Raw genomic sequence first — 23,418 nt, forward strand, 5'->3', positions numbered from 1 at the left:
CTTCCCGGCACACCAGAACGACCGAAATCGCACTCATGGGGTAAATCGTCGGAGGGTTGCCGGCGTTACGGCAGTGACAAGAACGTGACCGGACCGGCGCTGCCGGCGGTCGGCCGCCGACGCGTCAGGTCGAGAGCAGAAGTGGCATGGTGAGTGCGTAGGCGGCGAGGAGGACGAGGGCTTCGACTCGGGTCAGGGCGAGTCCGCGGCGGAGCAGCATCCAGGCGAGCCCGGCGGTGAGAATCATCGTGATGCTGAGCGCGACGGCGGCCCGTCCGGGGGTGCCCGAGCCGGACGCGAGTCCGACGACGGCGCCGCCGATGAGGCTGTTGAAAAGGTTGCTGCCGAAGAGGTTTCCGACGACGAGGTCGGATTCGCCGCGGCGCTGGGCTTGGACGGTGGTGACGAGCTCCGGCAGTGACGTGCCCAGCGCGACCAGGGTGAAGCCGATGATGACTTGCGGTACGCCGAGTTCGGTCGCGATGGTCGACGCGTTGGAGACCAGGAGCTGAGCTCCGGCCAGTACTCCGGCGAGTCCGAGGAGCGCGCGCACCGGCTCGAACCAGGCCGGCAGTCGCGACGGCTGCACCGGGACGTCCAAGGTCGCCGTCGCCTGGGTGAACTCGGCGGCTTCGGTAGCGACCTCCTCGTTGCTGCGTCCCTGGCGGGCCCACCGCAACAGGATCAGCACCGCACCGACGCCTGCGACGGCGAGCACGGCGCCGGTCATCGGGTTCAGTCCCGCCCAGGCCAGGAACGAGAACAGGGTGACGGCACCGACCGCCAGCGGTACCTCGCGACGGATCACCTGCGACGTCACAGCCACCGATCCGGCGAGTGCGGCGATCCCCAGAACGAGGCTGAGGTTGAGGATGTTGGACCCGGCGATGTTGCCGACCGCCAGGCCGGTGTCCCCACGCGCGGCGGCGACACCGGAGACGAGGAACTCGGGCGCCGACGTGCCCAGGCCGATGACGACGACTCCGACCACCACCGGACTGATCCGCATCCGCTCGGCGAGCCGGGACGAGCCGAGCACCAGATGATCGGCCGCGAAGGTCAGCACGACCAGTCCGGCAAGGGCAAGCACAATCTGGACCAGCATCAGAGTCCCCCTCGATCGACACACCACGCTCCGACGCCGACCAGGCTTCCCGGCACACCAGGCAGCAACCTACACGACGGGACTGTGCCTTGGTTGCTCTTGGCTCTGGAATGAGGAAAGGTAGGGCCTGGAGCGCCGGGAAGTCTGGTCGGCACGCCCGCACCCGCCGTGGGTACGGGCTGATGACGACGTTCCCGGAGGTACGCCGGTGCTGGTGGCTGCTCGTGATTGCTTCGGTGCGTCAGCTGAGGCCTCGGTCGGCGAGGTGCGCGGGTGACCGTCATCGCGGTGGTCGTGTTCGTCGTCGCCTATGTGCTGATCGCGACCGAGTGGACGCACAAGCTGTACGCGGCGCTCGGTGGGGCAGCGGTCCTGCTGGCCCTCGGGGTGACCGACGCGGAACATGCGTTCTACTCCCACGAGACAGGCATCGACTGGGACGTCATCTTCCTGCTCTTCGGCATGATGGTGATCGTCGGCATCGTCCGCCGTACGGGCGTTTTCGAGTACATCGCGATCTGGGCTGCCAAGCGCGCGAAGGGTTCGCCGCTGCGGGTGATGATCCTGCTGACGCTGATCACCGCGGTCGCGTCGGCGTTCCTGGACAACGTGACGACGGTGCTGCTGATCGCGCCGGTCACGCTGCTGGTCTGCGACCGGCTCGGCATCAATCCGGTCCCGTTCCTGATCGCCGAGGTCCTGGCGTCGAACATCGGCGGCGCGGCGACGTTGATCGGCGACCCGCCGAACATCATTATCGCCAGCCGGTCGGGACTCACGTTCAACGACTTCCTGGTGCACATGGCCCCGCTGGTGGTCATCGAACTGATCGTGTTCACGCTCGTGCTGCCCTGGCTGTTCAAAGGCTCGTTCAGGGTCGACCCGGAGCGGGTCGACGGCGTGATGCAACTGAACGAGCGCGAGGCGATCGAGGACCCGCGGCTGCTGATCAAGTGCGGCGCCGTGCTGCTGCTGGTCTTCGCCGGGTTCGTCGGCCGCGCGATCGTGGACATCGAGCCGTCGGTGGTAGCGCTGCTCGGAGCCGGCCTGCTGGTGATGATCTCCGGTGTGGAGACCCGTCACTACATGGCGAGCGTCGAGTGGCAGACCCTCCTGTTCTTCGCCGGCCTGTTCGTGATGGTCGGTGCGCTGGTCAAGACGGGCGTGATCGGTGAACTGGCCGATCAGATCGGCAAGGTGACCGAAGGCCGGGCGCTGCTGGCGGTGATGCTGATCCTGGTCGTGTCCGCCGTGCTGTCCGGGATCGTGGACAACATCCCGTACGTCGCGACGATGAGCCCGGTCGTCCTGGAACTCACCAAGGGCATCCCCGATCCGGTCCAGGCCGAGGCGTTGTGGTGGTCGCTGGCGATCGGAGCGGACTTCGGTGGCAACGCGACCGCGGTAGGCGCGAGTGCCAATGTCGTCGTGATCGGGCTGGCGTTGCGGGCCGGGAGTCCGATCAGCTTCTGGGAATTCACCCGCAAGGGCGTCGTGATGACGGCCATCACGATCGTGGTCGCGGCGCCGTACCTGTGGTTGCGCTACTTCGTTCTGTCCTGACCGGTGTTACCGGCCCCGACCTTTTCTGGAGGCACCTGATGCGTGCTGGTGAGCTTGCCGCGCCCTATCCGACGGTGGACCTGAGCACGCCGGTGGTCGAGGCGGCCAGGTTGATGGCGGCCGAGAACCTGCCCGGGTTGATCGTGGTGGACGGCGAGCGGCCCGTCACCATCCTGCCTGGCACGCAGGTCCTGCAGCTCGCCGTGCCGGGCTACTGCCAGGACGATCCCGCACTCGCGCGGGTGATCGACGAGCAGTCGGCTGACGTGTTCCTGCGCAACCTGGGCGATCGGACGGTCGCCGACGCCCTGCCGCGAGAACGCAGAGATCTGCCGGTGCTCGAGCCGGACGCGACTGTGCTCGAGATCGCCGCCGTCATGGCCCGATCACGCAGCCCGCTGGTGGCGATCGCCGAACACGACGGGCCGTTGCTCGGCGTCATCACCCTCGACGCGCTGCTGGAGCGCGTCCTCGCGTAAGCATGCCCCCGTGAGACGGTGACGGCCTCCCCGTTTCGCGATAGCCTCATTCTCGGAGTGCCGGGAAGTCTGGTCGGCGGCGTACCTGTCCGCTGCCGATCGGAGGAATCGATGAGTCCCTGGACCCCTCGCTGCGGCCGTTCAACTCGGCGTGGATCGCGGCACGCGGCGGGCTCATGGTCCGCGCCCATGGCGCAAGGTGACCACCTCGGCATCTCCGTTCGCGACGCTTCGAGCTCTGTGACGCCGGTGCCGGCGGGACACAGTGCGTGAGCTGCGAGGGGTGCATGTTCCATGGTGGATTGGCAGACCGCCCGACTTGCCGCAGTACTGTGCGGTTCGCCGGTGGTTGACGCGAGAGGTGCGGTGGTCGGGTGCGTCGAGTCAGTTTGCACGGATGATCTCGACTCCGGTCGCGGAATCAGGATTCGCGCGCACGGACGTCGGGACTGCGAGCTGTTCGTGACACCGGATCAGGTCGCCTGTATCGCGGATGATCACGTCCGTCTGTCCGTGACCGCGGACGCGCTCACTTCTCGATCCGATGAGGGTCTCCGATGAACGGCTGGCGGATCCTGTGGTGGGCACTCGTCATACCGATCGGATCGATCGGCCTCGCTGCTGCGATGGTCAGGGCGTCCGTGGTGTGGATCTTGGTCGTCTTCGTTCTGATGGCCCTGACGCTCGGCGCGCTGTCGGCGAACCTGCAAGCGATCGACAGCGAGGGACGAGTCAGCGGCCGGATTTCAGGCGCGACGGTCGTCAGGCACGGCTGCGCAGCAGGCGCCGTGGTCGTGGCCTTGTTCGGATTGAGCGGCCTGATCGGGACTGCGGTTCTCCCACTCGCCGTTCTGCTGGGCGTGACCTCGCCGGCCACGGTGGTTTGGTGGCGCACGAGGAGACGGTCGTCGACGCCGCGGGCTCCCGGTGGGAACACCGCCGACCGTCGGCCGGTACCCCGTGACGATCCGCGTCCGGCGACGTCGCCTGTAGTGGGGGCGATGACCGATCCTGAACTCTGCATGGCTTGGCGGCGGAGCTATCTGGAGTTCGAGCACGCTGACTCCGCGGACACCCGGGTAGCGATCGCAGACTTCCGCGGCCGGATCCTCGACGAGCTCGAGCGACGGAATCCCGCCGGTTTCGAGGACTGGCTGGCATCCGGCGCACGGGCCCCGAGCGACCCGGCGCGCTACGTCCTGCGGACAAAGGCACGAGGGGCAGAGCGGTAGGAAGCTGTCCCTGCTGCCACGGACGGCGCGGGGATGCCGACGGCGGCCGTTTCTTACGGTTGCCGTCGGCATCCGCCTGGCCCAGCTTCCGCGCCAACGAATCCGCCGAACCTGTTGATGGAGACTAGGTAAGGCTCGGCCCGGCCGCGATGCGTCGCCCCGGGTCGCACGCCAAATGTCACGAACTCTCAAAGTGCGGCCGGTCGGTTCAGGCGCGGTACGCCGTCGGTCCGGTGTCATCAGATCGTCAAGAACGCGTCCGTCCGTTCGTAAAGCTGGAGCGGCGATGGTGGTGCGGATGACACATGACCTGCAGACGTGCCGGATTCCGTTGTCCGCGGTGTCGGCCTACTACCACCGAAACCTCAACGTCGCCGCCGAGCCGAGGCATTCGTTGCTCCGGGACCGCGATGTCTGGATCGATGTCGGGGTCGGCGAGCCGATAGAGATCGCAGTGCTCGAGTCGGCGGCACACAGCGCGTACGTCGAACCTCGCACCGGCGCGGGGTTTCTGTTGATGCCGGCGAACGAGACCGACATCTCGTCGGACGACGGGTTCGGGGGAGTGGATTGGCCGCCGGAATGGAACGATGAGCCGGCCGCGGGCCTGTCGTTGCAGGGTGCCGATCTGATCAGCCTCCTCGAGCGCCTGGCGGTGTCAGGGTGGACGCTGCTCGAAGACGAGCGTGGTGACGCCGAACCAGCAGGGGAGACGGTCGGCGGCCGTCGAGCGGTGTGCCTGTTCGCGGTGCGGTCCTGTCACGAACACCTCGTTCTCGAAGACCTGCAGCAGGCGCTGACGGCGCTGCATGCGGCCGCGGATCTCCTCCATGACGGACCCCGACGGTGACTCCCAGCGCTCAGCGAGTGCGGAGTGTGGCGTAGTCGGAGGCGGTCAGCGGGGCGGTCGTCAGGGCGCCGTCGGCGAGCAGCGCCTCGACGGGTCGGCCGTCGCGGGAGAAGGTGACCTCGCGGATCGTCGGAAGTGCCGTGACGGAGAGAACGATCTGCCCGACGGCGAGAACGTTCTCGGTGGCTGACCGCCCGTCGGTCTCCCCGGACAGTTCGAGGTCGACGCGGTCGCCTTGCACGGTGCGGACCGCGAGGGTGAGCTCTGGCGGTAGTGCGGAGGTGAGGCCGTCGGCTTGTTCGGTGGTGGTCGGGCCGGCGAGCAGTGCGGTGATGACGGTTTGCAGGCGGTCGGCGGTGGCGTGGCTCGGGGCGTCGCGGACCAGTGTCACGAGCTGGTCCTGCTGGACGAAGACTACCTGGACGGAGGGGCGGCCGGGTGTGGCCGTGGTCGGGCCCGGGGTGGGTGAGAGGGGACCTTGGAGCCGCGACGGTACGGCGTCCGGATCGATGGGTGCGGGTCCTTGCTGGATCGGAACTCCGCAACCGATCAGAAGAATCGTCGCCGCGATCGCAGCCAGCACGGTGCAGGTACGGCGGGTCATGTGCGGGCCTCCGGCAACTTGACGACGAAGCGGGCGCCGCCGGCCGGTGACGCCGTACACCAGACGGCTCCGCCGTGGACAGCCGCGGTCTCGGTGACCAGCGCGAGGCCGAGGCCGGTTCCGGATGAGGAGCCGCGTTTCGCCGGCCCGGTGGCGAAACGTTCGAAGACCCGCTCGCGGTCCTCGGTGGGGATGCCCGGCCCGGCGTCGTCGACGAACACGACGAGATCGTCCCCGGAGCGGGTGGCCTGAACGCTGACGAGGCCGGCGCCGTGGCGTTCGGCGTTCTCGAACAGGTTGCGGAAGAGACGTCCCAGGCGCGGTTTGTCCGCGCGCACGGTCAGGTCGTCCGGGCTGGTCAGGAGCGACGTGTCGCAGCCGGCCTCGCCGAGGACCTGGCGCAGTAGTGGTGCGAGTTCGATCACGGTGCTGGGGCGAGGATCGAGTCCGCCGTCGGAGCGCGCGAGTTCGAGGAGGTCTTCGAGCAGTCGCCGGAAGCGTTGCAGGTCGGCGGTGATCAGGTCGAGGGCGCGCTGTGATCGATCGGACAACTCGTCCCGGCGTGCGTTCAACAGGTCGACGCTGCCGACCAGCGTGGTCAGCGGCGACCGCAGCTCGTGGCTGACGTCCGCCGCGAGCCTGGCGTCGCGGTTGATGCGCTGCTGGAGTGTGTCGACCATGCTGTTGAAGGAGCCGACGATGGTGGCCAGTTCCGGGTCCAGCGTGGCTGGGAGGCGGGTATCGAGGTCGCCGCCCGCGATCGATGCAGCGGTTGCTGCGACACGATTCAGCGGGGTGACAACCGATCTGCTGCCCCACGCGCCGAGCGCGGCTCCGGCTGCCGTCGCGAGCAACGCACCGCCCAGCAGGATGCCGCTCAGCAGCCGCAGCGTGTCGTCGAGTTCGTGCAGCGGCGCGATCTCGTAGAACTCGGCGTCGACCGACGGGACCCGGACGCCGATGACGAGCGCTGGGCCGTCGTCGGAGCGGAAGCGCTGGGCGGATGCGGTGCCGTCGGCGACGTCCCGTCGTACGGCGGCCGGTATGGCGTCCTGGCCCTGGTCGAGGGCTGAGGCGTACCACTGACCCTTCCACTTGAGGATGATCGTGTGCCCGGCGGGTGTCCCGGCAGCGGTGAGAACGGCGGAGACGTCGGCGCCCGCGCTTTCCAGCCGGCGTTGGACGAACGCGGCGTCGGCGAAGGCCTGATGCTGCACTGCTCGTTCGCGTTGCGCCAGGAGGTAGCCGCGGGCAAGGAGGTACGTGCTGACGGCGAAGACCGCCGAGACGAGCAGCGCCACGAGTGCGAAGGCCAGCACGAGCCGGCGTCGCAGGCCCAAGGCACGTCGGCCGACGACCCGTAGCGCTGTGATCATTGCGGATCCAGTCGGTAGCCCATCCCTCGCATCGTGACCACGAGCCGCGGTTTGCCGGGGTCGCGTTCGATCTTCGTCCGCAGCCTTCGGATGTGCACGTCGACGATGCGCTCGTCCCCGTAGTACCCGTGTTCCCAGACCGAGGCGAGCAAGGCCGAGCGGGTCAGCACGCGACCGGGCGGCTGCGCCAGTTCGACCAGCAGCCGGTACTCCGTGACGGTCAACGGCACGTCCTTGCCGTTGAGGCTCACCGCACCGCGCGCCGTGGACAGCACGAGCCGATGCTCCGGATCGGGATCGAGAACGACATCGGCCTCGACCGGGTCGTTGCTGCTGCGCAGCCGGCGGCGCAAGGCGCGGAGCCGGGCTGTGATCTCCTTGACCTGGAACGGTTTGGTGACGTAGTCGTCCGCACCCGCCTCCAGCCCGGCGACGATGTCGTGCGTGTCGGACCGCGCGCTGACGATGACGATTGGGATGTCGCTGATCCGCCGTACTTCGCGGATGCACGTGTAACCGTCGACCTCGCCGAGCATCAGGTCGACCATCATCAGATCCGGGACCGACGAGCGGACCTCTGCCAGGGCGGACGGGGTGTCGGCGGCCTCGGCGACCTCGTAGCCCTCGTCCTCGAGCGCCAGGCGCAGTACGGCCCGGATACGGTCGTCGTCCTCCACGATCAGGACCTGCATCGGCATGGCTCCATGGTCGCAACCATCGGCCGGGAAGTGACCTCGGGGGGCCGCACGTCATCAGATCGTCAAGAACGGCCACGTCCGATCTCAATGTCGGCCGCGCAGGCTGAGAACAGTGCCACAGACGTCTGGAAGGCGAGCTCCGATGACCGACGCGATCCACCATCCGCTGCCGCAGAAGGCCATTGTCACGATCTCCGAGGCTGACCTCGGGCCCGGTCTGACCGGGCTGCGTTGGCGCCTCCGCGGCCTGGTGATGGACGGGGCCAGCCTGGTCGTCATCGATGTGTCCGACATCGGCGAGCTGTCGTCGACGTTGCTGGCCGCGCTGCTGGACACCCACCGCGTCTGTCGCCGCCGCGGCGGCGGGGTCGTGATCCGCCACGCCGGCCGCAAGATGGCCGACGTACTGCGCCGCACCGGCCTCGACCGCGTCTTCGACGTCGAAGCGGCGTGACCCGGCCGCGTTGCCGGCCCGATCCATCCACCGGGACCGCCCTGCCCGGAACTGTGAGGTAACACCACCCTTGAATCCGTTCGACCACGAACCGCACCTTCGAAACTACGTTGACGTAACCGTCGTCGAGTTCGCCGCCCACACCGCCTACCTCGACCCGGCCACCGGAACGGGATATCTCGTCATACCCCGTCCGGAAACCGATGTTCCCCCGCCCCAAGACCCGCTGGTCGAGGCGGCGTGGGCAGGTTGCCTCGAGGCCGAGATCCACCCGGCGGGACTCTCCCTGTACGACGCTGACCGTCGAAGCGCGTTCGACCAGCTGGCAGGCGAAGGCTGGCGGCCCTTGCTCGATGAGGAAGGTGAGATCGAGGAGGCCGGCTGGACCACGGACGGCCGGCGCGCAGTGTGCTTGTACGCCATACCCGCTGCCGACGAGCCGTGCATGGAAGCGTTGCACCGCGCGCTGCTGGCCCTGGACATCGCTTCAGATGTCCATGTAAGGGTCCGTCAGACGCCCGACAACGAACCACCGGCCGACTGAGCCTGTGCGCGCGGCTTCGCTGGGCCGGACCTGCTCGATCGTCCGGCGATGTTGCGGCGCCGTGATCCTCTTGACGATCACATGAAGATCCTCGGGACGCGTTGCCTGCCGGGCGGAGATGCCGCTAGCGTCCGTCGTGCTCGGTTTGGTCGCTTTCCCCCGTAACGACCAAACCGAGCCCGATCCGCGCCCGGTGCGTGGCCTGCAGATTCTGTTCGGCTACCGCCTGGGGCGGCGCGCTGCGGGTGCGTCGACGTACCACTGCCACCAGGAAACTCCACGACGACGTGCATCTCGGATCAGCAGGCCGATGGCGACGATCGTGACGACAAGTCCGCCGGCGGCCATGCCGAATCCGATCTTGGGAGTACGGCGATCGGCCAGCCAGAGCTGGGCGTCCTGCTTGGCGAGCAAAGTGGTGGGATCAGACGGGTCGTAGACGATCGCCAGCGGCGCGGCGTACCGCGAGCCGTCGGGAGGTGCCACCGTTCCTTCCTCGGCTACGCCGTGCGGATCGTCGTCTTCGAAGTACAGCAGCTGTCCATGGACGACGTGGCCGCTGGTGTCACGGAAGGTGATGACGACCTCGCCGACAACTGGCGTTCCCCTGTTGGGATAGATGTTCAGCCGGACAGGATCGGCCGTGGCCGCGACGCCGTCGGTCAGCAGGTGCCGGCCCAACGTCTGCCGTTCGAGAATGTCGAGAAGGATCAGGCCACCGACGATCGCGGCCTCGAGGCGGGAGTGCCGGGTGCGTTTAAGAGATTGAACGGCTGACTATCTTCCCGAGTCGCCAGTCCCTACCTAATGTCGGACGCGCCGCGACGAGGCGTCGTGGTGCGGCGGGTTCGGCCGGATTCGTGTGCATCGAGCGGGGGACAGGGTCATGCCTGGGATGATTCGGGTGGTCGTTGTGGACAGCCATGCCATCACCCGTTTCGGCTTGGGCGGTCTGATGGCCGGTCAGGACGACCTGGAACTGGTTGCCGACGCGGACAGCGCGCGGGCCGCGTTTCCGGCGATCAGGCGGACCGAGCCGGACGTCGTCACCTTGGAGATCGCGCTCCCTGATGGCGACGGCCTCGAAGTGGCTCGTGATCTCCTGAGGCTCCGTCCCGACCTCGGCATCGTCATCCTGACGTCGGCGAGTGCAGACGAGCTCCTCTTTCGGGCCGCCGACACCGGTGTCTCGGCATTCGTGACCAAGACGGCTCCGGTGGACGAGGTCCTGGCGGCGATTCGGCACGCGGCCGTGGCAGCCCGGTCGTTCACGGCGACAGGATTGATGCAGGCATTGACGCGTCGTGCTGCGGCGCCGGCCGGACCGCAGCTCAGCCGACGCGAACATGAGGTACTCGATCTGCTCGCTGAGGGCTTGTCGGTGCCCGCTATCGCTCGCGCCATGTACCTCAGTCACCCGACCGCCAAGACCTACGTCGCCCGGCTCTACGACAAGCTCGGCGCCTCCAACCGCTCCCAGGCCCTGATGGCCGCGCTCCGCCGCGGCCTCTTGGACCCGACGGCGTTTAGTGATTTGAACGCGACGCCTGAGCGTGCGGCAGCGCGCGTTTAAGAGATTGAACGCCCAACTAGCTTCCCCGTGCCATCAGGCCCGACCTAGCGTCGAACACGCCGCCGAGGGCGGTCACTCTTCTTCGATCTGGTGGGGTTCTCGTGCGATCTCGAAACAACTCTCCGCGGCCGGGCGTCGCAGGCCGCGTCCTGGTTCTCGTCATCGGGGCGCTGATGCTGTCCGGCGGCCTGCAGGCCGCTCCGGCGCTCGCCGCTGGCGTGACCTCGGCGTCCTTCAGCGGTGGTGCCGGCACCGTCTCGGTGGACGGCACGCTCTTTGCCAAGCAAGGGGCTGCGCTCACCCTGACCGTCGGTACGAGCGATGACACGAGATGCGTGGCTGTCACCGGCGCTGCGACTGTCCCGCGGCAGACGTCCAACACCGCCAAGACGACCTGGACGTTCACAACCACGGCGCCGGCCGGCGACGGAGTCAAGGCGTTCACTGTCGCCGCCTCTCCGAACTTCAATGCCAACGGCTGTACGGGGCAGAGCCAGAGCACTCAGGCGTCGTACACGTTGGACAACACGGGTCCTGCGGTAGCTGCGGCTCTCTCGCCTGTCCCCAACGCGGCCGGCTGGAACAACACCGACACGACAGTCAGGTGGACGGCGACGGACACGGCCTCGGGCGTTTCAGCCACGCAGCCGTTCAAGTCCGAGACCGTGACGTCCAACGGCATCGTCAACCTGACGGCGCCCGCGCAGGTCGATCGGCTGGGCAACACCGGTGCTGCCGGAGCCGTCAGTGTCCGGGTGGACAAGGCCAAGCCGACCATCACGGCAACCCAGACCGCGAACGCGAACGGCACCGTCACCGTCGCTTTCCTGTGCGCCGACTCCAATTCCGGTGGACAAGCGGCGTCCGGGATCGCGAGCTGTGTGGCCGATGGGACGACGCCGCCGTCCAACTCCAAGACCGTCCCGGCCGGTAGCACGGTGACCGGCACCGCAACCGACAAGGCGGGCAACGTCAGTACGTCCTCGATGACCGTCGCCGCGGCCGACGCGACCGCCCCGACCATCGAGCACAGCGTGGCCCCTGCCCCGAACGCCGCGGGCTGGAACAACGCCGACGCGACCGTCTCCTTCGCGTGTACAGACAACGAGGGTGGATCCGGCATCGCGTCCTGCGTCGCGGATGGGACCTCGCCGGCCTCGACCTCCAAGACCGTGAGTGCCGAAACCGACGGGACCGTAGTCGGAGGCACGGCGACGGACAACGCCGGGAACAAGGCGACGCGCTCGGTCACCGTCAAGCTCGACGAGACCGTTCCGTCGGTGGTGGCTTCCAAGGACCGGGCGTCGAACGCCGCCGGCTGGTACGACGCCGATGTCACAGTCTCGTTCGCGTGTGCCGATGCGTTGTCCGGAGTCGCGTCCTGCCCGGCGCCCAAGGTGCTCACCGAAGGCGCGAACCAGTCCGCCACCGGCTCGGGCACCGACAACGCCGGCAACACCGAATCTGCCAGTGTCGTCGGTGTCAACGTCGACAAGACGCCACCGGTGCTGACCGGCTCGGTCCCTGCCGGATGGCACACTGGCGACGTCACGGTCTCCTGGACCTGCACCGACGCTCTGTCCGGCCCTGCCGCGCAGCCCGCCGACACCAAGGTCACCGGCGAAGGGGCCAACCTGACCTCGACCGCCACTTGCCTCGACGAGGCCGGCAACACGACCACCAAGACCATCACCGGAATCCAGATCGACCGCACCGCCCCGATCACCGGAATCACCGGCGCGTCGAACGACTGGACCAACGGAAGCGTCACGGTGACGCTCGCGGCGACCGACGGCCTGTCGGGCGTCTCGTCCACCTCCTACACGGTCGACGGCGGGGAGCTGATGAGCGGTACGACGTTCACGCTCGCCGCGGAGGGCGAGCACGTGATCACCTTCTTCAGCAAGGACAAGGCCGGCAACGTCGAGGACGTCAGGACGGCGCGGGTGAAGATCGACAAGAGCGCTCCGACGATCAACCATGTCTTCGCGCCGCCGTCCTACCGCGACGGGGACTGGAGCAACCAGGACGTCACCGTCACGTTCGACTGCGCCGACCAGGGCGGGTCTGGTGTCGCCGGCTGCACCGCGCCGGTCACGAAGTCGGCAGAGGGTGAGTCTCAGCCGGTGGCCGGAACCGCCACGGACAACGCGGGCAACTCCGCAACGGACACGGCGTTCGTCAGCATCGACAAGACCGCTCCTTCGGTGGTGGCGTCCAAGGACCGGGCGGCGAACAGCGCGGGCTGGTACGACGCCGATGTCACGGTCTCGTTCGCTTGTGCCGATGCGTTGTCCGGAGTCGCGTCCTGCCCGGCGCCCAAGGTGCTAGGCGAAGGCGCGAACCAGTCCGCGACCGGCTCGGGCACCGACAACGCCGGCAACACCGACTCCGCCAGTGTCGTCGGGGTCAACGTCGACAAGACGGCTCCGGTGCTGACCGGCTCGGTCCCTGCCGGATGGCACACCGGCGACGTCACGGTTTCCTGGACGTGCACCGACGCTCTGTCCGGTCCCGCCGTACAGCCCGCCGACACCAAGGTGACCGGCGAAGGGGCCAACCTGACCGCCACCGCCACCTGCCTCGACAAGGCCGGCAACACGACCACCAAGACCATCACCGGAATCCAGATCGACCGCACCGCCCCGGCGACAGCGCTCACGGTCTCCGGTGCGCTGCACAACGGCTGGTACCAGTCGGGCATCAACGTCGCGCTGACCGCCGACGACAACCTCGCCGGCGTCGACTCGATCTACTACTCGATCGACGGCGGTGCAGCCCAGCTGTACTCCGCTCAGGTGCCCGTCGCCGAGGACGGCACGCACACGCTGACGTACTGGAGCACGGACAAGGCCGGGAACATCGAGGACAAGACCGGCAACAGCGTCACCCTGAAGATCGACAAGACGCCGCCGGCGCTGAACGGCGCGCCCACCAGCTCGCCCAACGCGGCCGGCTGGTACCGCGACGACGTCACCGTCTCTTGGACGTGCTCGGACGGCACCTCGGGTATCGACGGCAGCTGCCCGGCCGACAGCACGATCGGCGGGGAAGGTCTCAATCTCGGCGCGAACGCGTCCGTCAGCGACAAGGCGGGCAACTCCACCGGCCGGACGGTCGGCGAGATCAAGATCGACCGCTCGGCGCCGACCACGACAGCTCAGCTGCCCGCTCTTCCGACCGGCGGTTGGTACTCCGGCACCGTCGACGTGACCCTGGACCGTGCCGACAACCTGTCGGGTGTCGAGACGACGTACTACGAACTCGACGGCGGGGCCGTGCAGGTCTACACCGGTCCGTTGTCGGTCACGGCCGACGGCGTCCACGAGGTGAGGTTCTGGAGCAAGGACAAGGCCGGCAACACCGAGACCGCCGGCGCGCCGCTGACGTTCCGGATCGACAAGACGGCGCCTGTCACGGAGAAGATCCACCCGATCTCTCCGGAGAGCGGCTGGTTCGTCACCAGTGGCATCCCGTTCGCGTTCGGCGCGAGCGACGCTCGCTCCGGTGTGATGGCGACGTACTACGCGATCGACGGCGGAGCACCGCACACGTACGGCGAGCCGTTGACCGTGGACCTCTCCACGGGTACGCACAAGGTGACGTACTGGAGCGTCGACCTGGCCGGGAACAAGGAGGCGACACGTTCGTTCGACGTCAACGTCGACACCATCGCCCCGGTGATCAAGGGTTCGCAGAGCCCCGCGCCGAACAGCTACGGCTGGAACAACGCCGACGTGGACGTCACGTTCAGCTGCACCGACGCCGACTCGGGCATCAATGGGGTCGCCGGCTGCGCGGGCGACGCCAGGTTGACCAACGACGGGTCCGGTCAAACGGTGGCCGGGGACGCGGTGGATGTGGCGGGCAACCGCAGCCGCATCGAGTACGGGCCGGTCAACCTCGACAAGACCAGGCCCACCTTGCAGGGTGTGCTTCCCGCCGGCGCACGCGACGGCTGGTACAAGGACGACCTGATCGTGGAGTGGGTCGGCGACGACGCGCTCTCCGGCATCGACCCCCTGAGCCGGCCAGCGGCCGCCAAGGTCGTCGGCGAGGGCGACGACCTCCGCGCCGGCCCGGTCACCGTCAAAGACAAGGCAGGCAATGAGAGCGCTCCGGCGTCAGTGGGCGTGAAGATCGACCGGACCGCTCCGGTGATCACCGGTGGGCCGACCACCCAACCGAACGCGGCGGGTTGGTTCAGCCAGGCAGTCGTCGTGGACTTCAGTTGCACGGACAACCTCTCCGGTGTCGCGTCGTGCCCGACCAGCAAGGTTGTCCAGGGCAACGGCGCCAACCAGAGCGTGACCAGCGATCCGGCTCTCGATGTCGCCGGCAACGAGCGTGCCGGCAAGACCGTCGGCGGCATCAACGTTGACGGCACCGCGCCGACGACCACGGCGAACAACCAATGCACCAGGACGAACGGCTGGTGCACCGGAAGCACAGCCAACGTGGTGCTCGCTGCTATGGACCAGACCGGACTGTCCGGAGTGAAGGAGATTCGGTACCAGATCGACGGCGGAACCGTGCAGGTGGCCGCTGGTGCGACCAAGACCGTGAGCGTCCCGCTCGACGGCTCCGGCGCGGGCAGCGTCGCCTACTGGGCAGTGGACAACGCCGGCAACGCCGAAGGGGTGAACAAGGTGGCGTTGAAGTGGGACAACATCGCCCCGGCGGTGACCCACACGGTGACACCGAAGCCGAACAACGCGGACTGGAACAACACCGATGTGACGGTTCACTTCGACGCCAAGGACGACGACGCGGGATCCGGCGTCAAGCCCGGCAGTGTCACTCCGGACGTGCTCGTGAGCACCGAGACCGCCGAGCTGGAGGTCCTGGGATCCGCCGAGGACACGGCCGGCAACAAGGGCAGCGACAAGGTCACGGTCAAGCTGGACAAGTCCGCTCCGACCATCACCGCGGCCGTCGTGGCCGGGACGAAGGGCGCCAACGGGTGGTACACCTCCAACGTCACGGTGAAGTTCACGTGCGCCGACGCCCTGTCCCGCATCGCCAGCTGCCCTGACCCGGTCGTGCTGACCAAGAACGGCGCGAACACGGCGAGCGGGACGGCCACGGACAACGCCGGCAACGTTGCTTCGGCGACGGTCTCCGGGATCACCATCGACCAGGAGCTGCCTACGCTCACCGCGGCGGACGTCAACGTGGCGGGTGCCGCGTACACCCTGGGCGCTGTGCCGGCCGCGAGCTGCACTGCGACCGACAACGTCTCCGGACTGGCATCCTGCAAGGTCACAGTCACCGGCGGAACCGCCAACGGGGTCGGCACCCACAACTATGTGGCCACGGCGACGGACAAGGCCGGCAACACGACCACGCTGAGCGGCACCTACACGGTCAAGTACCGCTTCGACGGGTTCCTGCAGCCGATCAACGACACCGCACATCAAGTCGGCGTCTCGACCAGCATCTTCAAAGCGGGCAGCTCCGTTCCGGCCAAGTTCCAGCTGAAGAAGAACGACGGCACCGTCGTCCAGGCAGGCTCGGCTCCGCTGTGGCTGCTTCCCGCCAAGGGCAGCGCCACCAGCGCGCCTGTGGACGAGTCCGTCTACGCCGGCACGGCAGACAGCGGTACGTCGTACCGGTACGACGCCACGGCCCAGCAGTACTTGTACACGTGGAAGTCCGCCAGTACAGGAGGGAGCTACTGGCGGATCGGCGTCAAGCTCGACGACGGACAGACGTACTACGTCAACGTCGGCTTGCGCTGAGATCACAGGCTGCCGGGGACCCCGGTAGCCACATGACGGGGGCCCGTGCCGAGGTCGGCACGGGCCCTCAGCCGCGCCAGATCATTCCTCTCGCAGCAGGTCGATCGCACTCTGCCGGTCCTTGACGCGGAGCTTGCGCAACACCGTGGAGACGTGTACGCGCACGGTGGTCGGCGACAGGAACAGGCGCTTCGCCACCTCCTCCGTGCTCAGTCCCTGCGAGAGAAGCTCCATCACTTCCCACTCCCGCGAGCTGAGCTTCGCCGCGGCCGCGGACCGCCGGCTGAACAGGCGCCGCGCCGGGGCGCGGAACTCCTGGAGGATCCTGGTCACCACCGACGCCGAGACGGATGCCTCGCCCGCCATGACCTGGCGCAGGCCGGTGGTGAGCCTGTCCGGCTCGTCGTCCTTGAGGAGGTAGCCGACGGCACCGGCCCGCAACGCGTCGAACAGGTCCTCGTCGTCGCGCGAATGGGTCAGCATGACCACTCGCGTCCCGGGCAGGCTGCGGCTCAGCTCGGCGGCCGCCCGGATCCCGTTGCCCGGCATGTGGATGTCCAGCAGTACGACGTCCGGGCGGTGCTCCAGCGCCATCCTGATCACGTCGGCGGCGTTGGCGGCCTCGGCGCTGACGACGAATCCACCCGCCTCCAGCAGGTCGCGGATGCGCGACCTGGTCGGTGGGTGATCGTCCGCCATGACGATCCGAATCTCGCCTTCCATCTACCACCTCACCGTCACCGCGGTGCCGCTTCCGGGCGCCGAGCTGATGTGCAGTTCCCCGGGCAGCCCGCGGGCGCGCTCCCGCATACTGATCAGGCCGAAGCCGGTCGGACTTGTCGTCACCGTATCGAGGTCGAAGCCGGCGCCGTCGTCCTCGACGACGAGTCGCCTTCCGGCCTCGTCGCGCCCGAGCACGATCCGGACCCGGCTCGCCTTCCCGTGCCGAGCCGCGTTGCTCACGGCCTCGCGGGCGATGCGGACCAGGGCGTGCCGCTCGTCCGGCTCCGCGGTCAGCGCATCGTCGACGTCGAGCTCCAGCATGACGTCGTACCTCTCGGCGACCTGACGGGCTGCTCGGTGCAGCGCGAAACCCAGCGGTTCATTGCCCGGCGCACCGAGTACCTCGACCGCTTGGCGCGCCTCGTCGAGCGCCCGGTCGCAGGCGGCGATGATGCGCTCGGCGCGCTCCGGCGCAGCACCTCGGAGACCGGCGCTCTCGGCCCGGATGTATCCCACCTCCTGGATCACGCCGTCATGCAGCTCGCGTGCCAGCCGGCGCCGATCCTCGACAACCGCGGACTCGGCCTGAGCGGTCCAGTACTGACGGATCTCGCGGCTCGCGCCGACCAGGAGCAGCAGGTAGAAGCCGCTGCGAAAGGCGTCTCCGGCATAGACCCAGTTCGAGTACACGGACGGATAGACGAGGTAGCTGACCCTCGCGAAGGCGGCCAGCATGCATGCCGGGCCGAGCCAGCGGACCACCTCGTCGGAGCGCTTCGTCGCCTGCGCCGTGAACGCCACCGACGCAAGCAGGAAGCATGCCAGCGCGAGCAGCTGGCCTGCGACAAGCACCGGGTGAGCCGCGGTGAACGAGGTGGCGTCCTGTGGCGTCGACCCCGGGTCCAGCGCGAGCGGCAGCCGTTCCTGCTGCCACCACAGCACCGCGGCGACGACGCCCGCGATACCCAGCGGGACCGCGATCGCCAGGCGGCGCGCGATGCGCACCTTGCGACCCGACTGCAGCGCGGCACCGGCGATCATCAGCACGCCGATCACCCGGGTGGCGAACGGCAACCACACCTCGAGCCTGCCGGAGTCTGCGTGCCCGAACAGGCCGACGAGCACAGTGAGCGCCAGCCCGGCGACAGCCAACAGAACGAGTCCTTGCATCAGCAGGAGATCCTGCCGTCTGCGGTGTCGCAGAAGCCGCCCGTAGGCGAGATAGGCCGCGAGCAAGGCCACCGACGCGTCGGCGGTCTCGATGACCAGGTGAGCGGACCGGCTGCGATACCCGGAGAACAACTCCGGAAACATGAGCAGAGAAGCGGTGACCACCACGCCCAGGCCCGCGGCGGCCAACGTCCCCGTCACCGCGCGAGCATCCGTAGAGATCCGGCGCGGCCGATGCGAAATCGAGATCTCCATCCTCAGAGGACCGTACGACGAACAGACAACCGATTACAATGCGTCACTCCACGTGACCGAATCGAGGACTGTGGGAGTTCGGGGCGGGTTGGGTTCGAGGGCGATCTGGGGTGGCCGTCCGTTCGACCAGCGCTGGGCCCATTCGGTCGCGAAGCTCAGGTCGGCCGTGTTGCGGCGGGGTAGGGCAACCGAGGCCGGCGCGAGGGTGCGGTGCCGGTCTGCGGTTTGCCGGAGATCGGCGATCACCTCGGCGAAGCGGTGTCCGACTGGCTTCACACGGTTGTTCACGTCGAGCAGGCCGAGCCCGTACTCGAGCTGTGCGAAGCCGCCGCGGTCGGGACGGATGTCGTGTGAGGCCCACCAGGACAGCGCGGTCACGCCCGGGATTGATGTCGCGTGCCTGATCAGCCGTTCGGCGGCGTCCTCGACAGAGATCCTGGACAACCAGTCCGGCGCTACGCCGATCTCCTGCACCCAGATCGGTCGCGGAGTGGTCTGGTGCGCCGCGGCCACCTGGGCCAGATAGGCCCCGATCGACCAGGCCAGGTCGTTGTTCTCGCCGAAGTGACCGAGGAAGCCGCTGAAGTACGGCCAAGCGTGGACGGTGGTGATGTCCAGTTCGTTGGCGAGCAGGGCTGGGCTGAAGCCGACGTGATCGGTGGTCCACGGCTGGTGGTCCGCGCCGAGTACGACGGGCAAGCCGGGCGCAGCGGTTCGTACCGCGGCGACCAGGTCGCGCGCCCACGCGTCGAGATCCTGACGAGTGACTGGCTCGGATTCGAAGCCGACCAGCATGTTCGGTTCGTTGCCGAGGTCGATGCCGGCGCCCGCGGGGTGCGCGGCGACAACCTCGGCCACCGATCGGAGCAGAAGTCCGGCGGCGGCGATCGCCGCCGGGTCTGTGAAGATGCTGCCCCGGGGCAGCCACGGTGGCCGGAAGACCCAGCCGGAGAGGAACCCGTTCAGCACGGTGACCCAGACCTCGAGCCCGGCGTCATGCGCACGGTCCAGCACGCTCGACAGCCGCGACAGCGCGGTCGGCGAGACCGACGTCGGGAACGGCTGGAACACGGGCCACAGGCACTGGATGCGCACGTGGTCGCAGCCGAGGCCGGCGATCGCGGCCAGATCATCGGCGATCGAGTTCTCGTCGAAGTCCAGCCAGGCGTTCCACCACTGGTCACGCGGCACGTAGTTGACCCCGAAGGCCAACCGGTCAAGGGTGTTCAACGGCTCTCCCCGCCGGCGTTCCAGGCGAGGACCTGGCCACGATCGACGAGCCGGTTCTGCAGTTCGGTGATGTCGAGGTCTTGTACGTCGGTCCCCGCGCGCAGCGACTGCACCGCGGCGACTGCCGCGGATTCGGCGAGGACACAGAACACCGGCTCCATGCGCGTCGCCGCGTACCCGATGTGTGTGGCGGAGAGACAGACAGGTACGAGCAGATTGCCGCAGTCGGACCGCCGCGGCGCGATCGCCCGGTACGGAACGCCGTACGGATACCCGGTGCCGAGGTGACCGCCGATGAACATGTCGCCTTCGGTCGCGACTCCGAGCTGCCCGGTCTCGGGGTTGTGGCGAGGAACGCGCCGTACCGGATAGACGTCGACGCCGAACAGCGCCAGACCGATGCTGTCGCGAGGTCGGGTCTGGTTGATCACGTCGGCGTGCGTGAGGGTGTACAGCCCGTCGAGGCGTCGGGAGACCCGCACGTACAGCTGCGGCGGCCAGCCGTCGGTGTCCGGGAACACACTCGCGTCGAGTCCGTACGCCGCCGTCGCCGCCCGGAAGTCCGCCGGCACAGCGGGGTCCGTCGACAGGAAGTGGTGAAGACCGCGGAGGTAGTCGATGTGCTGACGCCAGATCCGCGACCGGACGTCCCAGTCGCCGTCCTGATACGCACGGCTCACGCCGACCGGAGCGTTCGTGATCAGCGAGGCGCGCTGGTAGTTGTACTCGCCGGAGTTGATCCATCCGGGGAAGATCCCGCGCAGCGCCTCGGTGTCGGAGCCGAGGTGCGCGACGTATCGCCGTACCAACTCGTAGTCGGCAGGGGAGTAGCCGTCGGGCGGAGTGAGGTCCGCACGGCGAGTGGGGTCGGCCGTGACGTAGAAGCGGTAGTTGTAGGCCTGCGTGTAGTCGTCGGCCGCGCCGACGGGAAGCCCGTGATCCGGTTCGAGCAGCGGCACCAGACCGCCGGCTCTGTCGCCGGGAACGAGGTACGGATCGATCGGAGTCCAGTTGGTGACCGGCCGGACGCCGGCCGGCTCCTCGCCGTAGGCCTCGCGCGCCTCGCGACCCGTGCGGTACCGGACACCGGCGAGCGCCATCAGATCGCCTTCGTACGACGCGTCGATGAAGACCGCCGCGTGGACCTCGCCGTCGGGTACCGCGTCGGAGGCCGGCAGCGGGACACCCCACTTGTCCGGCGTGGAGGTCTCCAACTGGACGGCGGTGATGCGGTTGTGCGTGCGGATCACGGACCGGACGCGGTGCTCGAAGATCACCTCGATCCCCGCACCCGCGATCCAGTCCTGGAACGCCCGCTGGACGTCGTACGGGTTGGTGCCGAACCCGAAGACGGCCCTGCTCGTCAGACCGCCGACGGCCGCGGGCATCGGGCAGTCCTGGGCCGGTTTGATGCCCGCGCTCAGCATGCCGCCGAGCCACCGGCTCGGCTCGATCAGGATGACGGACGCGCCCTCCTGATGCGCGGTCATCGCCGCGACGCAGCCTGCGGCGGTTCCTCCGTAGACACAGACATCGACCATGGCATGCACTCTGACGCCGCCCAGGGCCGCTGGCACATAGCCGATTTGAACCTGCGCATGTACTTTTTTGCCGTGTTGACTTTGGACGGCTACCTGCTCGCTCCGCGCCGCCGGCAGTTCAGCCTCGCGCGCGACACGTACCGGACGTGGACCCTGCTGTTACCGCGGAGCGGGACCTTCGCGTACGACGTGACCGGCGCAGCACCCGGGGTGGCGAGGTTCGGCGACGTCGTGCTCTGTCCGCCGGGCGGGACGCTCTGGCGCGAGATGCGCAGCCCGGTGTCGTTCTTCCACGCCCGCTTCAGCACCGAGCTGCAGCCGCCGGCCGGCCGGAGCCGATTGCCGGACCTGGACCGGCTGCGCGTCAACCTGTCGATGCTCGAGGCAACGGATGCGAACTCGGACCTGGTGGCCGCTCATGTGGTCACCGACATCGTGCTGATGACGCTGCGGGCTCAGCACGACGCGCCCGAGGACGAACTCGTGCAACGTGCCACGGCGTACATCCATGACCACTTCACGGCCGTGGACCTGTCGCTCGGCGACCTCGCCGTGGTGCTCGGTATCGGTCCGGCGCAATTGTCACGACGATTCGCGGCGGTCCATGGAATGACACCGGTCCGGTACCTCCGCCGGCTCCGGATCCGGCGGGCCCGTGAACTCCTCGCCGGGACCGACGACACCCTGCAGGCAGTCGCGGAGCGCTGCGGGTACCGGAGCGCGTTCTACCTCAGCCGCGTGTTCAGCAACCACACGGGCCAGTCGCCGTCCGAGTACCGCCGTACCACCAGGGTCTGAGGCAGGGGCCGGCACGGCGGACGAAACGAGGTCTGGTATTTGCGAAAGCGCTTGCGCTACTCTGCGGAAACGGCCGCTCGCGCCGCATCCCGCTGAGGAGTTCGCATGTACCGACCCCTGATTCGTTCCACCACTGCGCTCACGACCTCCGTGGTCCTCCTGGCAGGGCTGGTGGCCTGCTCCAGCGCCCCTTCGTCGTCCACCGCTGCGCCGGGCACCTCCGGTCCCGTGACGATCACGGTAGGTGACCGGCCGAGCAGCTCGGATCCCGCCAACCGGGCGCAGTTCGACAAGAAGGTCGCCGACTTCGAGAAGGCGAACCCGGACATCAGGCTCGACCCGGCCGAGACGATCTGGGACGCCACCACCTTCCAGGCCCAGGTCGCCGGCGGTCAGTTGCCGGACGTGCTGAGTGTGCCGTTCACCGAGCCGCAGGGCCTGATCGCCCGCAAGCAGGTCGCGGACCTCACCGAGGCGCTCAAGGGCGACGGCCTGCTGGACGAGCTGAACCCGAACGTCCTGCGGATCGCCCAGGACCAGGCCGGCAAGGTGTACGCGGTACCGACCGCTGCCTACTCGATCGGGCTGATCTACAACCGCGACCTGTTCACCAAGGCCGGGCTCGACCCGGACAAGCCGCCCGCGACCTGGGACGAGGTCCGCGCGGCCGCCAAGCAGATCGCGGCGAAGACCGGCCAGGCCGGCTACGCGCAGATGACCACGAACAACACCGGCGGCTGGATGTTCACCACCCAGACGTACGCGTTCGGCGGCACGATCGAGAACGCGGAGGGGACGAAGGCGACGTTCGACGACGCCCCGTCCAAGGCGGCGCTGCAGACGCTGCACGACATGAAGTGGACCGACAAGTCGATGGGCCAGAGCGTGTTGTACGACTACGACGGGATCCAGAAAGCGTTCGCGGCCGGCAAGATCGGCATGTACATGGGCGCCCCGGACATGTACCGCTCGATCGTCCAGACCAACGGCCTGAAGGCGTCGGCGTTCGGCATCGGCCCGATGCCGCAGCAGGGCGGCGACCACGGCACTCTGACCGGCGGCAGCGTGCAGGTCGTCAGCCCGAATGCCACCGACGCGGAGAAGGCGGCCGCGATCAAGTGGATCAAGTTCGCCTACCTGAACAAGTACGTGAGCCAGGACGCGGCCGTCACGAGTGCGAAGAACGCCGTGGCCGCGAAGCAGCCGGTGGGCGTCCCGGGTCTTCCGGTGATCGCGTCCGGACAGTGGGCGACGTACCAGTCCTGGATCAAGCCGCACGTGAACGTGCCGCTGGAGAACTTCGCGCCGTACACGACGGTGGCCGCGGACCAGAAGATCATCCCCGAGCCGCCGGTGAAGGCTCAGGAAGTGTACGCCGCTCTCGACCCGGTGGTGCAGACGGTGCTCGGCAACGAAAAGGCCGACATCGCGGCACTGCTGACCAAGGCGGCCGCCACGGTGGACGCGAAGCTGGGGCGCTGA

The 23,418-nt window shown here is 68.2% G+C and carries 20 protein-coding genes; 11 read left to right on the top strand and 9 right to left on the bottom strand.

Going from position 1 to position 23,418, the window contains the following annotated elements:
• Nucleotides 1-124 precede the first annotated feature (124 nt).
• Nucleotides 125-1,105: a calcium/sodium antiporter gene (locus ABN611_RS30240; RefSeq protein ID WP_350275661.1), complete on the bottom strand. Its 981-nt coding sequence runs from the start codon at nucleotides 1,103-1,105 to the stop codon at nucleotides 125-127.
• A 273-nt stretch (nucleotides 1,106-1,378) separates the two neighbouring features.
• Here ABN611_RS30240 and ABN611_RS30245 point away from each other — a divergent pair, with 273 nt between their 5' ends.
• From ABN611_RS30245 to ABN611_RS30260, 4 genes are all read left to right on the top strand, one after another.
• On the top strand, nucleotides 1,379-2,668 hold the full coding sequence (locus ABN611_RS30245; protein ID WP_350275662.1) for an ArsB/NhaD family transporter: 1,290 nt from the start codon (nucleotides 1,379-1,381) through the stop codon (nucleotides 2,666-2,668).
• Nucleotides 2,669-2,706: 38 nt separating this feature from the next.
• Nucleotides 2,707-3,147, top strand: a complete 441-nt coding sequence (locus ABN611_RS30250) for a CBS domain-containing protein (RefSeq protein ID WP_350275663.1) — start codon at nucleotides 2,707-2,709, stop codon at nucleotides 3,145-3,147.
• Nucleotides 3,148-3,704: 557 nt separating this feature from the next.
• Nucleotides 3,705-4,379 (top strand): hypothetical protein, encoded by a 675-nt coding sequence (locus tag ABN611_RS30255; protein ID WP_350275664.1) that lies wholly within the window; start codon nucleotides 3,705-3,707, stop codon nucleotides 4,377-4,379.
• Nucleotides 4,380-4,665: 286 nt separating this feature from the next.
• Nucleotides 4,666-5,229, top strand: a complete 564-nt coding sequence (locus ABN611_RS30260; RefSeq protein ID WP_350275665.1) for a hypothetical protein — start codon at nucleotides 4,666-4,668, stop codon at nucleotides 5,227-5,229.
• Between the two features lie 10 nt (nucleotides 5,230-5,239).
• Here ABN611_RS30260 and ABN611_RS30265 read toward each other — a convergent pair whose 3' ends face one another.
• The 3 genes from ABN611_RS30265 to ABN611_RS30275 are packed head-to-tail and all read right to left on the bottom strand — an operon-like array spanning nucleotide 5,240 to nucleotide 7,907.
• Nucleotides 5,240-5,833 carry a GerMN domain-containing protein gene (locus ABN611_RS30265; protein WP_350275666.1) on the bottom strand — a complete coding sequence of 198 codons (594 nt, stop codon included), beginning with the start codon at nucleotides 5,831-5,833 and terminating at the stop codon, nucleotides 5,240-5,242.
• Nucleotides 5,830-7,209 (bottom strand): HAMP domain-containing sensor histidine kinase, encoded by a 1,380-nt coding sequence (locus tag ABN611_RS30270; RefSeq protein WP_350275667.1) that lies wholly within the window; start codon nucleotides 7,207-7,209, stop codon nucleotides 5,830-5,832. The genes ABN611_RS30265 and ABN611_RS30270 overlap by 4 nt, the downstream gene beginning before the upstream one ends.
• Entirely contained in the window at nucleotides 7,206-7,907 is a 702-nt protein-coding gene (locus ABN611_RS30275; protein WP_350275668.1) for a response regulator transcription factor, read from the bottom strand. Before ABN611_RS30275 ends, ABN611_RS30270 begins: the two co-directional genes overlap by 4 nt.
• A 142-nt stretch (nucleotides 7,908-8,049) precedes the next feature.
• On the opposite strand from ABN611_RS30275, the gene ABN611_RS30280 reads away from it, so the two are divergent.
• Both ABN611_RS30280 and ABN611_RS30285 read left to right on the top strand, forming a co-directional pair.
• Nucleotides 8,050-8,361, top strand: a complete 312-nt coding sequence (locus ABN611_RS30280; protein ID WP_350275669.1) for an STAS domain-containing protein — start codon at nucleotides 8,050-8,052, stop codon at nucleotides 8,359-8,361.
• A 70-nt stretch (nucleotides 8,362-8,431) separates the two neighbouring features.
• Nucleotides 8,432-8,905: a hypothetical protein gene (locus ABN611_RS30285; RefSeq protein WP_350275670.1), complete on the top strand. Its 474-nt coding sequence runs from the start codon at nucleotides 8,432-8,434 to the stop codon at nucleotides 8,903-8,905.
• A 219-nt stretch (nucleotides 8,906-9,124) separates the two neighbouring features.
• Here the strand turns inward: ABN611_RS30285 and ABN611_RS30290 are convergent, their stop codons facing one another.
• Nucleotides 9,125-9,391: a hypothetical protein gene (locus ABN611_RS30290; protein ID WP_350275671.1), complete on the bottom strand. Its 267-nt coding sequence runs from the start codon at nucleotides 9,389-9,391 to the stop codon at nucleotides 9,125-9,127.
• A 21-nt stretch (nucleotides 9,392-9,412) separates the two neighbouring features.
• Between ABN611_RS30290 and ABN611_RS30295 the strand changes: the two genes are divergently transcribed.
• The 3 genes from ABN611_RS30295 (at nucleotide 9,413) to ABN611_RS30305 (ending at nucleotide 16,219) form a co-directional block, all read left to right on the top strand.
• Entirely contained in the window at nucleotides 9,413-9,682 is a 270-nt protein-coding gene (locus tag ABN611_RS30295; RefSeq protein ID WP_350275672.1) for a hypothetical protein, read from the top strand.
• A 118-nt stretch (nucleotides 9,683-9,800) separates the two neighbouring features.
• Nucleotides 9,801-10,478 carry a response regulator transcription factor gene (locus ABN611_RS30300; RefSeq protein WP_350275673.1) on the top strand — a complete coding sequence of 226 codons (678 nt, stop codon included), beginning with the start codon at nucleotides 9,801-9,803 and terminating at the stop codon, nucleotides 10,476-10,478.
• Nucleotides 10,479-10,579: 101 nt separating this feature from the next.
• The gene (locus ABN611_RS30305; protein ID WP_350275674.1) at nucleotides 10,580-16,219 is read left to right on the top strand and encodes a PxKF domain-containing protein; all 5,640 of its coding nucleotides are present in this window, start codon (nucleotides 10,580-10,582) and stop codon (nucleotides 16,217-16,219) included.
• An 81-nt stretch (nucleotides 16,220-16,300) separates the two neighbouring features.
• Here ABN611_RS30305 and ABN611_RS30310 read toward each other — a convergent pair whose 3' ends face one another.
• The 4 genes from ABN611_RS30310 to ABN611_RS30325 form a co-directional block, all read right to left on the bottom strand.
• Entirely contained in the window at nucleotides 16,301-16,942 is a 642-nt protein-coding gene (locus ABN611_RS30310) for a response regulator transcription factor (protein ID WP_350275675.1), read from the bottom strand.
• A complete protein-coding gene (locus ABN611_RS30315) occupies nucleotides 16,943-18,313 on the bottom strand; it encodes a sensor histidine kinase (protein ID WP_350275676.1) in 1,371 nt (456 codons plus the stop codon).
• An 87-nt stretch (nucleotides 18,314-18,400) separates the two neighbouring features.
• Nucleotides 18,401-19,597 (bottom strand): hypothetical protein, encoded by a 1,197-nt coding sequence (locus ABN611_RS30320; RefSeq protein WP_350275677.1) that lies wholly within the window; start codon nucleotides 19,595-19,597, stop codon nucleotides 18,401-18,403.
• Nucleotides 19,594-21,087: an FAD-dependent oxidoreductase gene (locus ABN611_RS30325; RefSeq protein WP_350275678.1), complete on the bottom strand. Its 1,494-nt coding sequence runs from the start codon at nucleotides 21,085-21,087 to the stop codon at nucleotides 19,594-19,596. Before ABN611_RS30325 ends, ABN611_RS30320 begins: the two co-directional genes overlap by 4 nt.
• A 123-nt stretch (nucleotides 21,088-21,210) precedes the next feature.
• Here ABN611_RS30325 and ABN611_RS30330 point away from each other — a divergent pair, with 123 nt between their 5' ends.
• Both ABN611_RS30330 and ABN611_RS30335 read left to right on the top strand, forming a co-directional pair.
• Nucleotides 21,211-21,936 carry an AraC family transcriptional regulator gene (locus ABN611_RS30330; protein ID WP_350275679.1) on the top strand — a complete coding sequence of 242 codons (726 nt, stop codon included), beginning with the start codon at nucleotides 21,211-21,213 and terminating at the stop codon, nucleotides 21,934-21,936.
• Between the two features lie 228 nt (nucleotides 21,937-22,164).
• Nucleotides 22,165-23,418 (top strand): extracellular solute-binding protein, encoded by a 1,254-nt coding sequence (locus ABN611_RS30335; RefSeq protein ID WP_350275680.1) that lies wholly within the window; start codon nucleotides 22,165-22,167, stop codon nucleotides 23,416-23,418.

The organism is Kribbella sp. HUAS MG21 (assembly GCF_040254265.1).
GTDB lineage: Bacteria > Actinomycetota > Actinomycetes > Propionibacteriales > Kribbellaceae > Kribbella.